7 protein-coding genes are annotated in these 13346 nt (G+C 69.9%); 6 read left to right on the plus strand and 1 reads right to left on the minus strand.

Annotated elements, in window-relative coordinates; genetic code table 11:
• The first annotated feature begins 316 nt into the window (after positions 1-316).
• The 4 genes from gspE (at position 317) to FXO19_RS12515 (ending at position 4900) form a co-directional block, all read left to right on the plus strand.
• The gene (gene gspE, locus FXO19_RS12500) at positions 317-2059 is read left to right on the plus strand and encodes a type II secretion system ATPase GspE (protein ID WP_425481475.1); all 1743 of its coding nucleotides are present in this window, start codon (positions 317-319) and stop codon (positions 2057-2059) included.
• A 127-nt stretch (positions 2060-2186) separates the two neighbouring features.
• Complete coding sequence (gene xpsF / locus FXO19_RS12505) at positions 2187-3404, plus strand: type II secretion system protein XpsF (protein ID WP_149195447.1); 1218 nt, start codon at positions 2187-2189, stop codon at positions 3402-3404.
• Between the two features lie 172 nt (positions 3405-3576).
• Complete coding sequence (gene gspG / locus FXO19_RS12510) at positions 3577-3978, plus strand: type II secretion system major pseudopilin GspG (RefSeq protein ID WP_255516405.1); 402 nt, start codon at positions 3577-3579, stop codon at positions 3976-3978.
• 151 nt (positions 3979-4129) lie between these two features.
• Positions 4130-4900 carry a response regulator transcription factor gene (locus tag FXO19_RS12515; protein WP_149195449.1) on the plus strand — a complete coding sequence of 257 codons (771 nt, stop codon included), beginning with the start codon at positions 4130-4132 and terminating at the stop codon, positions 4898-4900.
• Here the strand turns inward: FXO19_RS12515 and FXO19_RS12520 are convergent.
• A complete protein-coding gene (locus FXO19_RS12520) occupies positions 4897-6324 on the minus strand; it encodes a sensor histidine kinase (protein WP_149195450.1) in 1428 nt (475 codons plus the stop codon). The genes FXO19_RS12515 and FXO19_RS12520 overlap by 4 nt on opposite strands.
• 295 nt (positions 6325-6619) lie before the next feature.
• Here FXO19_RS12520 and FXO19_RS12525 point away from each other — a divergent pair, with 295 nt between their 5' ends.
• Both FXO19_RS12525 and FXO19_RS12530 read left to right on the plus strand, forming a co-directional pair.
• Positions 6620-11065: an ESPR-type extended signal peptide-containing protein gene (locus FXO19_RS12525; RefSeq protein ID WP_187775772.1), complete on the plus strand. Its 4446-nt coding sequence runs from the start codon at positions 6620-6622 to the stop codon at positions 11063-11065.
• Positions 11066-11235: 170 nt separating this feature from the next.
• Positions 11236-13059 (plus strand): S8 family peptidase, encoded by a 1824-nt coding sequence (locus tag FXO19_RS12530; RefSeq protein WP_149195452.1) that lies wholly within the window; start codon positions 11236-11238, stop codon positions 13057-13059.
• The last annotated feature ends 287 nt before the right edge of the window (positions 13060-13346 follow it).

Raw genomic sequence — 13346 nt, forward strand, 5'->3', positions numbered from 1 at the left:
CAACTGATCCTCGCGATCTTCGTGTGTCCCAGGAACCCCGGCTTCGGCCGGGGTTTCTTTATTGGGAAATCGTTGGAGAAAACCGGGCGTGCCGGTCGGGTTTGCCGCCATGCACCGAGGAAGAACGAGGCGCGACGCCGGAGGGGGAAGATGAACGGAACCGGCAGCGGTCCGACGGCCGTGTCCGACGTGCGACAGCACTCCATGATCGCCTGCCGCACGGACTTCTTTCAGGGAAGACGGCGCCACTGCGAGGCCCCAATCGAACTGCTACAGTCGGCCTCTGACCGCAGAACGAGACATGGGCCCGCACCACGTGAACGCGATGCTTGAAGCCCCCGGCGAGTCCACGCCCGACGGCGTAGCGCCGGAGGAACGCCTGATCGCCAGACTGCTGGACAAGGGCCGACTGAAGGAGACCGACCTCGGGCGCGCGCGTCGCCTGCATGCCGAGGCCGGCGGCAGCCTGCTCGCCCTGCTCGGCCGCCTCGGACTGGTCTCCGAACGCGACCACGCCGAGACCTGCGCCGAGGTGCTCGACCTGCCGCTGCTGTCGGTCAAGGAACTCCCCGAGAATCCACCGGAACTCGTCGAGGATGCGCAGCCGCTGTCGGCGCGCTTTCTCCGGCAATTTCATCTCTGCCCACTGGGCGAGCGCGAGGGGCGTCTCGCGGTATGGATGGCCGATCCGCACGACGCCTACGCCGTCGACGCGGTGCGTCTGGCGACCGGTCTCCCGGTGCAGCCGCTGGTCGGCGTGCGCTCCGAGATCGACGATCTGGTGGAGCGCTGGTACGGCCAGGGCCGCAGTGCGATGGGCGCGATCGTCGAGACCGCGGACGGCGAGGGCGGTGGCGACGTCGACGACGTCGAACACCTGCGCGATCTCGCCTCGGAGGCGCCGGTCATCCGCCTGGTCAACCTGGTGATCCAGCGCGCGGTGGAGCTGCGCGCCTCCGACATCCACATCGAGCCGTTCGAGAACCGGCTGAAGGTGCGCTACCGCATCGACGGCGTGCTGGAGGAGGGTGAGAGCCCGCCGTCCAACCTGACCGCGGCGGTGATCAGTCGCGTCAAGATCATGGCCAAGCTCAACATTGCCGAGCGCCGGCTGCCGCAGGACGGCCGCATCATGCTGCGGGTGCAGGGCAAGGAGCTCGACCTGCGCGTGTCGACCGTGCCGACCGCGCACGGCGAGTCCGTGGTCATGCGTCTGCTCGACCGCGAGACGGTGGTATTCGACTTCCATCGCCTCGGCTTCACCGACGAGTTCCTGCCGCAGTTCCAGCGCGTGCTGGAACAGCCGCACGGTATCCTGCTGGTCACCGGCCCCACCGGCTCGGGCAAGACCACCACGCTGTACACGGCGCTGAGCAAGCTCAATACCGCCGACGTCAAGATCATCACCGTCGAGGATCCGGTCGAGTACCAGATCGAGGGCATCAACCAGATCCAGGCCAAGCCGCAGATCGGCCTCGACTTCGCCCACGCGCTGCGCAGCATCGTGCGCCAGGACCCGGACATCATCATGATCGGCGAGATGCGCGATCTGGAGACCGCGCGCATCGCGATCCAGTCCGCCCTCACCGGCCACCTGGTGTTGAGCACGCTGCACACCAACAGCGCTGCCGGTGGCATCGCCCGCATGCTCGACATGGGTGTCGAGGACTACCTGCTCACCTCGACCATCAACGGCATCCTCGCGCAGCGCCTGGTGCGCCGACTGGAGCCGGCGCATGCCGAGAAGTACCCGGCCTCGCCCGAGGAGATCGAGAAGTTCGGCCTGCGCCGCCACCAGCCGCACGGCGAGATCTTCCTGTACCGCCCGCGCGGCTCGGAGGCCGCGCCCACCGGCTATCTCGGCCGTACCACGATCATGGAGTTCCTGGTCATGAACGACGAGCTGCGCCGCGCGGTGATGCGCCACGCCGGGATGGGCGAGCTGGAGCGCATCGCCCGCGACGCCGGCATGCGCACGATGTACGAGGACGGCATCATCAAGGCCCTCGCAGGCGTCACTACGATCGAGGAAGTGCTGCGGGTGACGGAGGACGCGTGAGGCCGGGAGTCGGGAATCGGGAATCGGGAATCGGGGAAGCGTCCTGTGACACCGGGGTGCCCGTTCCTGGTCCACGGCATTCCGTCTTTATCCATTCCCCTTTCTCGACTCCCCATTCCAAGCCCTGATGCCTCTCTACCGCTACAAGGCCCTCAACACCCGCGGCGAGACGCTCGACGGCCAGATGGAGGCCGCCAGCGACGGCGAAGTGGTGCAGCGGCTGCAGGAACAGGGACATCTGCCGGTGGAGGCGCGGCTGGCGAGCGAGGTCGGGGCGGAGTCGGCCTGGAAATCGCTGTTCAAGCCCAAGCCCTTCTCGGGCCAGCGCCTGGTGCAGTTCACCCAGCAGCTGGCGACGCTGCTCGCCGCCGGGCAGCCGCTGGACCGCGGCCTGACCATACTGCTGGACCTGCCGGAGGACGTCGCCGCCAAGCGCACCATCACCGACATCCGTGATGCGGTGCGCGGCGGCAGTCCGCTGTCGGTGGCGCTGGAACGCCAGCACGGCACCTTCTCGCGCCTGTACGTGAACATGGTGCGCGCCGGCGAGGCCGGCGGCAGCCTGCACGAGACGCTGCAGCGACTGGCGGACTACCTCGAGCGCAGCCGCGCACTGCGCGGGCGCGTGATCAATGCATTGATCTATCCGATCATCCTGCTGGCGATGGTCGGGCTGTCGCTGCTGTTCCTGCTCGGCTACGTGGTGCCGCAGTTCGGCGCGATGTACGACAGCCTCGATGCCGAACTGCCGCTGTTCTCGCAGATCGTGCTCGGCATCGGCCTGTTCGTGCGCGACTGGTGGATCCTGCTGCTGGTGGTTCCGGCGCTGGCGCTGTGGTGGTTCGACCGCAAGCTGCGCGATCCGGCGTTCCGCGCCCAGTTCGACCAGTGGCTGCTCGGGACCCGCTTCTTCGGTTCGCTGGTCGCGCGGCTGGAGACGGCGCGCCTGGCGCGCACGCTCGGCACCCTGCTGCGCAACGGCGTGCCGTTGCTGGCCGCGCTCGGCATCGGCCGCAACGTGCTCGGGAATCGCGCGCTCGCGGCCGATGTTGAAGCTGCAGCCGAAGAGGTCAAGGGCGGCGTCGGGTTGTCGGCTGCGCTGGCGCGCGGCAAGCGCTTTCCGCGGCTGGCGCTGCAGATGATCCAGGTGGGCGAGGAGTCGGGCGCGCTCGACACAATGCTGCTCAAGACCGCCGATACTTTCGAACAGGAAACCGCGCAGGCGCTGGACCGCATGCTGGCGGCGCTGGTCCCGGTGATCACGCTGCTGCTGGCGGGTATCGTCATGGTGGTGATCCTGGCCGTGCTGATTCCGATCTACGATCTCACCAATGTCATAGGCTGATTGCATGAATTCTTATCGTTTTTGTCGGCGTTCTTCTGGGCGTTCTTCCTTCCCGGCGCATGGTGCGTGGCCGGGGGGCGATTCAAACGGGCGTTCGCGATGGGTACAAAGCGATGAACGCCGGCGATTCATTAGCGTCAGCCGTGGCGACGGCATCATTCGCGCGGGATCGGTGGGGTCGCTGCAGCGCGGCTTCAGCCTGATCGAAATCATCCTGGTGGTGGTGCTGATCGGCGGCATCGTCGCCTTCGCCGCGACCCGCATCCTCGGCGGCGGCGATCGCGCCCGGGTCAACCTGGCCAAGGCCCAGGTGCAGACCCTGGCGGAGAAGGTGCAAGGCTACGAGATGGACACCGGCACCCTGCCCAACAGCCTCAACGACCTGGTGGTGCAGCCCGGCGGCGTCGGCGGCTGGCTCGGCCCATATGCCAAGGAGGCCGAGCTCAGTGATCCCTGGGGTACCCCGTTCGAATATCGGGTGCCGGGCGAAGCCGGGCCGTTCGACATCGTCAGCTACGGCGCCGACCGCAGCCCCGGCGGCGACAGCGTCGACGCCGACATTCGTTACGAGTAGGCGCTGCGACGCCGGAGGAATTCGGTCGGAGCCCGGCCGTCATCCGGTTCCGGTGCCGGGGAAAGGGTGGCTAAAAGGCGTCCCAGCGGTGCGGGGCCCGGCCCTGTCCGGCCTCCGGCGCCCGAAGATGCGGCGGCGGTAAGATGCCCGCATGACCGAAGAGGGCCGAAGGGGTGATTGGGTGGGCCGCCAGGCCGAGCCCGGAAACGCGCTGCGGATCGTCCTGCTCGAGGATGACGCGCTGCTGCGCGACCGAATTCTGATCCCCGGGTTGGCCGGCTACGGGTTCACTGTGCGAGGCCTGGAGCGGGCCGCGGAGTTGGAGGCCTGCCTGCAAGCGGACGGTGCAGACATCGTCGTGCTCGACGTCGGCCTGCCGGACGATGACGGCTACAGCGTCGCCCGGCGGTTGCGCAAACGTGATCCGGGCGTCGGCATCGTCATGCTGACCGGGCGCCGGGAAACCCCGGATCGCGTGCGCGGGCTCAGCGAGGGCGCCGACGCCTACCTGTCCAAGCCGGTCGAGCTGGAATTGCTGGCGGCGACGCTCTACAGCTTGGCGCGACGGCTCGGGCCGCAAGGCGGCGTCGAGCCGACCGGACACGGGCGCTGGCGCCTGGACACCGGTGGCTGGTGCCTGCTGTCGCCCGCCGGGCGCAGTGTCCCCTTGACCCGCACCGAACGCCGGGTAATGGCGCGATTGACGGAGGCTCCGGGACGACTGGTCACGCGCAACACGCTGATCGCCGAACTCACCAGTAACGTCTACGACTTCGATACCCATCGGCTCGACTCGTTGATCTACCGGTTGCGACGCAAGGTGGCCGACGCCTGTGGCGAACCCTTGCCCTTGAATGCCGTGCACGGCGAAGGTTACGTGCTCGCCGCCAACGGCGCGGTTGGCGACAGCGGGAAGCGCTAGCGTGCCGGCGGCCCGCGGACGGCCGCCTCGGGCAGCGCGGTGCCGGCAATTCCCGTCTCGGGCATCACGCCGGCGCCGGAAGTCTCGGTGCGCACCTGCGGTAGAGCGATGGTGAACGTCGTGCCTGCGCCCGGTGCGCTGTCCACCGAGATGGACCCGCCGGCGGCCTGGACCAGGTCACGGATCACCGCCAGCCCCAAGCCGGTGCCCTCGGCGGCGGACTTGGTGCTGAAGAACGGTTCGAAGATGCGCGCCATGACCGCCGCGTGCATGCCCTCTCCGTTGTCGCTCAGGGCGATTGTGATCCGGTCGCCGGCGGTGCGCGCGATCCGGATTCGGAACCGCCCCTGCGCCGGCATCGCATCGCGCGCATTGGCGGCGATGTTGAGGATCATCAGGTCGAACCCGCTGCGGTCCATGCGGACCGGCGCCGGGTCCGCGTCGCCCTCCAGCGCGAACCGGACGTCGGGCGGGAACAGCTGCCGCAGCATCGGCTGCAGTTCCCGCAGCGCGTGGCCGACGTCGAACACCTCCGGGCGTGGTGCGTCCTTGCGGCTGAAGCTGAGCAGCTTGCGGGTGATCGCGGTACCCCGTCGCGCCGCGATCTCCACGCCTTCGAGCGAATCGGCCAATGCCGCGTTCTGCCCCGCCAGTCCAACGTCTTCCGGCAGGCGATGGCGCTGGGCCGAGAAGCCGAGGATGACGTCGAGGATGTGGTTGAAATCGTGGGCCACGCCGCTGGCGAGCCGCCCGCTGGCTTCCATCTTCTGGGCGTGGACGAGTTGCGCCTGGGTGCGCTCGCGTTCGACCATCTCCAACTGCAGCTCCTGCCGGCGCGCGTTGGATTCGGCCAGGCTCTCGCGCAGCGCGGTGAGCGTTCGGTCCAGCAGGATGGTGATGAGCAGGTAGCTCAACACCAGCGATGGCGCATTGCGCAGCGAATTACGGATCCATTGCGCTGTCTGTTCGGTGTTGTTGATGTCGGCGATGAAGCCGATCGCGAATACGACCAGCAACAGGCCGAACACGGTCCACAACGCACGCCGTCCCAGTACCAGGCCGCTGATCACCAACGTCAGGATCACCGAGACCTGGTCGATCAGCTGCGCCTGCGCGCCCAGCCTGTGATAGGCCAGTGTCAGCGACGCGAGCAACGCGCCGACGAATAGCTTGATCGCGAGCCGGAAGCTGCCGCGCCGGATCAGGACCACGCTGCACAATGCCAGTGCCGCCGTGATCAGGTCGAGCACCAGCACGATGGTCCAGCCTTCCGGAATCGGCCGCGAAGCCAGATGCCACGCCCAGTTCACCGGCAATGCGACGCCGTAGAGCAGCAGCAGCAACTGCATGACCGGGGCGTTGCGCCGGTCGACGGCGTCGCTGACGGGCGCGCGCTGCAGCCAGCTTGAAATGCGGTTCCACATGGAGTGTCCGACTGCGGCGCCGCCGTGGAGCGGATCGCGCCGCTCCGCCGGAGACGGTGAGAATTCCGTGATTATTCGGCGAGAACCCGTGCGTGACAAGGCGCACATCACCGTCTTAGGTTCGCCCGGTCCCCGCAGGCTTGCGGGGCCGGAGTGGGAAGTGCGGCAGCCATGCGGACGCCGGCTAGGCGTGCGCCATAGCGCGATCAGCACTCACGTCATCCGCGTTGCGGGAGGCGGCGTCAGGCCGCTGCCCGGTTTCGTCCGGCTCATTTCATTTCAGGCGAGGGTTCAGATGAACAGGATTTACAGCAAGGTGTGGAACAGCGCGCTGCAGGCGATGGTGGTGGCCTCCGAGCTGGCCACGGCCAAGGGCAAGTCGCCGCGGCGCGGCCGTCGTCGCCGCACGTTGTCGGGCACGGCGATCCTGTCGCTGAGTCTGGTCCTGGCGGCGCCCGTCGCACTGGCCGCCGGATCCGACGAAGAGGATGCGGGTTGCACCGATCCGACTGTCGATGCGCCCGCGGACGGATGCGAACGCGAGGACGGCCGGATCGGCACCGCCGAGGCGGCGAGCGCCGCGTATTTCAAGGCCGACGGCAGCGGTGACGGCAGCGACGATGCGGTCATCGAAGGCGACGGCGCGATCGCGATCGGCCGCAACAGCGGGGCGGTCGCCAACGCCACGACTGCGGTCGGCGCGGAAAGCATCGCCGCCGGCATCGGCGCTAGCGCCTTCGGCCAGGGTGCCGCGGCGTTCGGCGACGCCAGTGCGGCGATCGGGCAGGGCGCCTATGCCGAGGGCTTCGGCAACACCGCCGTGGGCGCTGCCGCCGAGGCCAGCGCCGAGCAGGCGGCGACCGCGATCGGCGCGCTCAGCGTCGCCGCCGGCATGGGCTCGACCGCGATCGGCGGCAATGCGCAGGCCTACGGGCCCGGCAGCCTGGTCGGCGGCTTCGGTGCCGGGGCCAACGGCGAGGCCGGTGTCGCCCTGGGTGCGAGCTCGCGTGCGATGGGCGGCGATTTCGGCGTTGCGGTCGGCGGCTACAGTCATGCGGTCGGTGAGAATGCGGTGGGCATCGGCGCCTTCAGCACCGCACTCGGCGGTGGCGCGATCGGCATCGGCGGCAACAGCTTGGCCGAAGGCGCGCACGCCGTGGCCACGGGACACAATGCAGCGGCGACCGGCGACGGGGCGATCGCGGTCGGCGGCGCGGCCTGGACCGATCTGAACGGCGATGGCCGCCCCGGCGTCGGCGAAGCGACCTTCGCCGAAGGCGCTGGTGCGATCGCGGTCGGCAGCCAGGCGGCCGCCAGCGGAAACGGCGCACAGGCCGTCGGCCAGCGCGCGCAGGCGCTCGCAGCGAGGGCGACCGCCGGCGGCGCCGGCAGTCTTGCCGCGGGCGAAGGCGCCACCGCCACCGGCGCCAACAGCGTGGCCAACGGCTCGGAAAGCAGCGCCTACGGCTACCAGAGCTATGCCGACGGGGACGATTCGACGGCGCTGGGCAGCAACAGCCTGGCGCTGGGCGCCGGCGCGACGGCCATCGGCACCGGCGCCAATGCGCTGGGCGGCGACAGCGTGGCCAATGGCTATGGCAGCCTTGCCGGCGGCGAACGTTCGGTTGCCCTCGGCGGCGACAGCCAGGCACTGAGCGACGATGCGGTCGCCGTGGGCGGCGGCAGCATGGCCTCGGGGATGGCCGGTACCGCGATCGGCGCCGGCAGTGCGGCGTCCGACTACGCCACCGCCACGGGCGTGGCGAGCAATGCCACCGGATTCGCCTCCAGTGCGTATGGCGTCGGCGCGCAGGCGCTGGGCGACTTCTCGTTGGCGCTGGGCACCGATGCCCGCGCCGACGGCGAATCCTCGATCGCCATCGGCATCCAGACCAATCCCTGGGGCGAGGGCGGCTTCCGAAGCGTCGCGCTCGGCGGCATGGCCGGCGCCTCGGGACAGGACGCGGTCGCCGTCGGCACGCTGACCCAGGCCGGTGGCTCCAGCGCGGTTGCGCTCGGTACCACCATGACCTGCCTGGGCTTCGCCTGCATCGAGCAGAACACAGGGGCCTGGGGCGCCAACAGCGTCGCGGTCGGTGCCGGCGCCAATGCCCAGGCGGACAGCAGCGTGGCGCTTGGCAGCGGCGCATCTGCCGGTGGCGTGAATTCGCTTGCCGCCGGTTCGTTCGCGCAGACGTGGACCGACAATTCGGTCGCGCTCGGTCCGGCCGCGCTGGCGATGAGCGAAAACTCGGTCGCGCTCGGCGCCGATTCGATCACCACGCGCGACAACACGGTGTCGGTGGGGAACGAGTCGAGCGGGACCACCCGCCAGATCACCAACGTTGCCGCCGGCACCGAGACCACCGACGCGGTGAACAAGGCGCAACTGGATGCGCTGGCCGACGGCATCGGGGACGCCAACCACTACTTTGCCGCCGACGGCGCCGGCGACGGCAGCGACGATGCGCTGGCGCTCGGCGAACAGGCGACCGCGGCGGGCGCCAACAGCGTCGCCAACGGCATGGACGGTGCCGCGTTCGGCGCCGGCAGCTATGCCGATGGCGACTACGCCACCGCGGTGGGCAGCGGCAGCCTGGCGCTGGGCGAGGGTGCATCGGCGATCGGCAGCGGCACCAACGCGCTCGGCGACTTCAGCACCGCCAGCGGCTACGGCGCCATCGCCGCGGGCGCCGGCAGCAGCGCGATCGGCACCAACGCGCTGGCCGGGGGCGAATCGAGCTTCGCCGGCGGCAACGGTGCCCAGGCCAATGGCGGCAGCGCGATCGCGCTCGGCGCGGATGCCATCTCGAACGGCTCGCTCGCCGTCTCCATCGGCGCGGGCGCAGAAAACAACGGCTTCTTTGCCGCGGCGATCGGCGGGCTTGCGCTGGCGGACGCGCCGTTCTCGACCGCGATCGGCGGGCTCGCCACCGCGTCCGGCTGGCAAGCCACGGCGGTCGGTTCGGGCGCGTACGCGGCCGGGTTCGACGCGACGGCGACCGGCGCGGGCGCGACCGCAGGCGACGGCGGCGTCGCGATCGGCGCCGGTGCGATGTCGGGCTACTGGGGGATCGACGAGGACACCGGCGAGAGCGTCCTGGTCAGCACGTCCGGCACCGCGGTCGGGCAGAACGCGTCCGCCTCCGGCCGGTACAGTACGGCCCTGGGCGGGTTCTCCGAAGGTTCGTTCAGCGCGGCCGGCGCGACCGGCGCATACAGCACGGCCCTAGGTGCGGGCGCCTACGCCGGCTCGTACTGGGACAGCGACCTGGTCGGCGACTACACCACCGCCGTGGGCGCCGAGAGCTGGGCGATCGGCGGATCCGCCACCTCGCTCGGCTTCAACAGCTTCGCACAGGCCGACCGCGCCCTCGTGCTCGGCGCCAACGCTTGGACCACGGAGGAGGCAAGCGGCAGCGTCGCCCTCGGCGAAGGGTCACTGGCTGATCGCGCCGACGCCGTATCGGTCGGCGCGGCGCAGGCATGGACCGATGCCGGCGGCACCGTGCACGCGGCGATCGATCGTCAGATCACCAATGTCGCGGCGGGCACCGAGGCGACCGATGCGGTGAACAAGGGGCAGCTCGATGCCGTCATCGCCGACCTGGGCGACATCGGCGACATCGGCACGACCGCGGTGCGCTACGACGACGGCGAGCGCAGGGACTCGGTCACCCTGGCCGGCGAGGACGGCACCCGTATCCGCAATCTTGCCGCGGGAACGCAGGCGGGCGACGCGGTCAACGTCGCGCAACTGGATTCGGTGGCCACCGCATTCGGCGGCGGTGCCGCGCTCGGTGCCGACGGCATGCTGATGACGCCGACCTATGTCGTTCAGGGCGGCAGCTACTACAGCGTCGGCGATGCGATGGGTGCGCTCGACGGCGCCCTGTCCGGGCTCAACGGCCGCGTCAGCCAGCTCGAGCAGGGCGCGGGCAACGGCGGCGGTGGCGGCCAGGGACCGGCGATGGGCGCCGGCGACGGCCTCGCGATCGGCGAGGGCAGCGTTGCCGTCGACGGCAACGATACCGCCGTCGGCAGCGGCGCCACGGTGGCGGCGGAAAACAGCACAGCCGTGGGCAGCAACGCGGCGGTTTCAGCGCAGGCGACCGACGCGGTGGCGGTCGGCGCCGACGCGCAGGTCACCGCGTCCTCCGGCACCGCGCTCGGCCAGGGCGCATCGGTCACGGCCGACGGTGCAGTCGCAATCGGGCAGGGCTCGGTGGCGGACGAGGCCGGGACCGTGTCGGTCGGCAGCGCTGGCAGCGAGCGCAAGGTCAGCAACGTCGCCGCCGGCAGCGCGGCGACCGATGCGGCCAACGTCGGCCAGGTGCAGGCCGGCGATGCGCAGGCGGTGGCGTCCGCCAATGCCTATGCCGACAGCACCGCGACGCGGACGCTGTCGTCGGCGAACGCCTACACGGACAGCCGCGTCGAGGCGCTCGGCAGCCAGTTCGAACAGCTCAGCGACGACGTCTGGCACCGGCTCGGACGGCAGGACCGCCGCATCGACCGCATGGGCGCGATGAGCGCGGCGATGATGAACATGTCGACCAATGCCGCCGGCAGCCGCAGTCCGCGGGGGCGGGTCGCGGTGGGCGCGGGTTGGCAGAACGGCGAGAACGCGCTGTCGATCGGTTACTCGAAACAGCTTGGCGATCGCGCGTCCTTCAGCCTGGGCGGCGCGTTCAGCGGCGACGACCGGTCCGCCGGCGTCGGATTCGGCATCGATCTCTGAGCGCGGAAGCAGGATCTCCGTCCGCCGACGGATCTCCGCGGCGGACGGCACCGGACAGGGGCGGAAGCGCGCTTCCGTGAGGGCAGTCATCCGGACGGTGGCGGCAACGGCATCGACGGTACAAGTCAATTTCAACCGAGGGGTTCATTGTGAGCAAAAAAAAACACGCCATGCGCATCCGCGCGCTGAGCGCGATGGTAATGACGGTCCTGGGGACGGCGTCGGTGCATGCCGCGCACGCCGGTGATCTCGATGTCGTCGGACCGCCTGCAGCACAGGCCGACGGCGCGCGACTGCATCGGCTGATCGTGAAGTACCGCGACGGCAGCGCGGAACGCCGCGACGTGCCGGCCAAGCTGCGCGCGATCGAGTCCGCGGCGGCCCGTGCGCTGCCGCAGCGAGTGACGCGCGCGCGGACCGGCCTGCAGCCGAGCCACGTGCGCACGCTGGCGATCGGCGCGGATGTGATCCGGTTCGCACATGCGCTGGATCACGCCGAAGGCGAGGCGTTGATGCGCGAGATCGCCGCCGATCCAGCGGTGGTGTACGTCGAGGCGGATCTCCGCCTGCAGCACACCGGCATCGCCACGCCGGCGCTGGCGCCGGACGACCAGTACTACGACCAGTACCAGTGGCACCTGAAGGACAACGATGGCGGCATCCGCGCACCGTCGGCCTGGGATGTGTCAGCCGGCGACGGCGTGGTGGTGGCGGTGCTGGACACCGGCATCACCGCGCATCCCGATCTCGACGACAACGTGCTCGAAGGCTACGACTTCATCACCGACAGCTTCGTGTCCCGGCGCGAGACCGACGAGCGCGTTCCCGGCGCGCAGGACCATGGCGATTGGAACCCGGAGGCGGGCGAGTGCTACGCCGGCTCGCCGGCGCAGCCCAGCAGCTGGCACGGCACGCACGTCTCCGGCACCGTCGCCGAACTCGGCAACAACGGCATCGGCATGGTCGGCGTGGCCTTCGACGCCAAGGTATTGCCGGTCCGCGTGCTCGGCCGCTGCGGCGGCTACACCTCCGACATCGCCGATGCCGTGGTCTGGGCGTCCGGAGGCAGCGTGGACGGGGTGCCGGACAACGAGAACCCGGCGGAAGTGATCAACATGAGCCTGGGCGGCGGCGGCAGCTGCGGCGCGGCAATGCAGAGCGCGATCGATGGTGCGGTGGCGCGCGGCACCACGGTGGTGGTGGCTGCCGGCAACTCGGCTGCCGACGCTGCCAATTTCTCCCCGGCCAGCTGCGACAACGTGATCACGGTGGGCGCCAACCGCATCAACGGCGGAATCGCCGGCTATTCCAACTACGGCGGCACGGTCGACCTGTCGGCGCCGGGCGGCGGTGGTGGTGTCGACGGCAATCCGGGCGGGTATGTCTGGCAGTCCTGGAACGACGGCGAGACGGTCCCGGGCGAGCCGGCCTACGTCGGCATGACCGGCACCTCGATGGCCGCACCGCATGTCGCCGGCGTGGCGGCGCTGGTGCAGAGCGCGGTCGAGACCCCGCTGGCTCCGCAGGCGCTGGAGCAGCTGTTGCGGGGCAGTGCGCGCCCGTTCCCGGTGGCGATCCCGACCGGCACGCCGATCGGCGCAGGCATCGTCGATGCCGTCGCCGCGCTCGAGACGGCGCTCGCCGAGCCCTGCGACCCGCAGGTCGAGGAATGCGGCCCCGAGGCGGCGCCGCTGGTCAACCGGGTTCCCGTCAACGGGCTGATCGGCGGCGGCGGCGCGCAGCTGCTGTTCAGGATCGAAGTCCCGGCCGGTACGCGCAGTCTCAACCTGCGCAGCTACGGCGGCAGTGGCGACGTCTCGCTGTACGTCTCCCGTGGCCGGGTGCCGACCGCTCAGACCCACGATCGCGCATCGAGCCGGCCCGGCAACAGCGAAGCGGTGGTGATCACCCATCCGGCCGAGGGCAGCTACTACTTGCTGGTGGTCGGCGACTACGCGTTTACCAACCTGAGCGTGCTGGGGCTGTTCCAGTAACCGTTTCCGGTTGCGGTGCGGCTCGATTCCGTCGGGCCGCACCGCATTTTTTTGCTCGCCTTCTGTTTCCGGGAGAGCGTGTGGAGTCGCCTCTGCGAAGCGATGCTTTCTCCATGAAGGGAGAAGACAGGCAGATCGATCAAAAGCCGAACCGCTCGCTTTCGAGGCCCTGCCTTCGAGGAAGGACGCGAAAAACCCCACTACCGTCCCGGAGATCGGAGCAGAAGCATTTTTTCCGGTCGGCAGGTGCACGCCGGAGTGCTAAATTCCGAGGCTGTTTCCATTGC

The organism is Luteimonas suaedae, from assembly GCF_008312895.1.
GTDB lineage: Bacteria > Pseudomonadota > Gammaproteobacteria > Xanthomonadales > Xanthomonadaceae > Luteimonas > Luteimonas suaedae.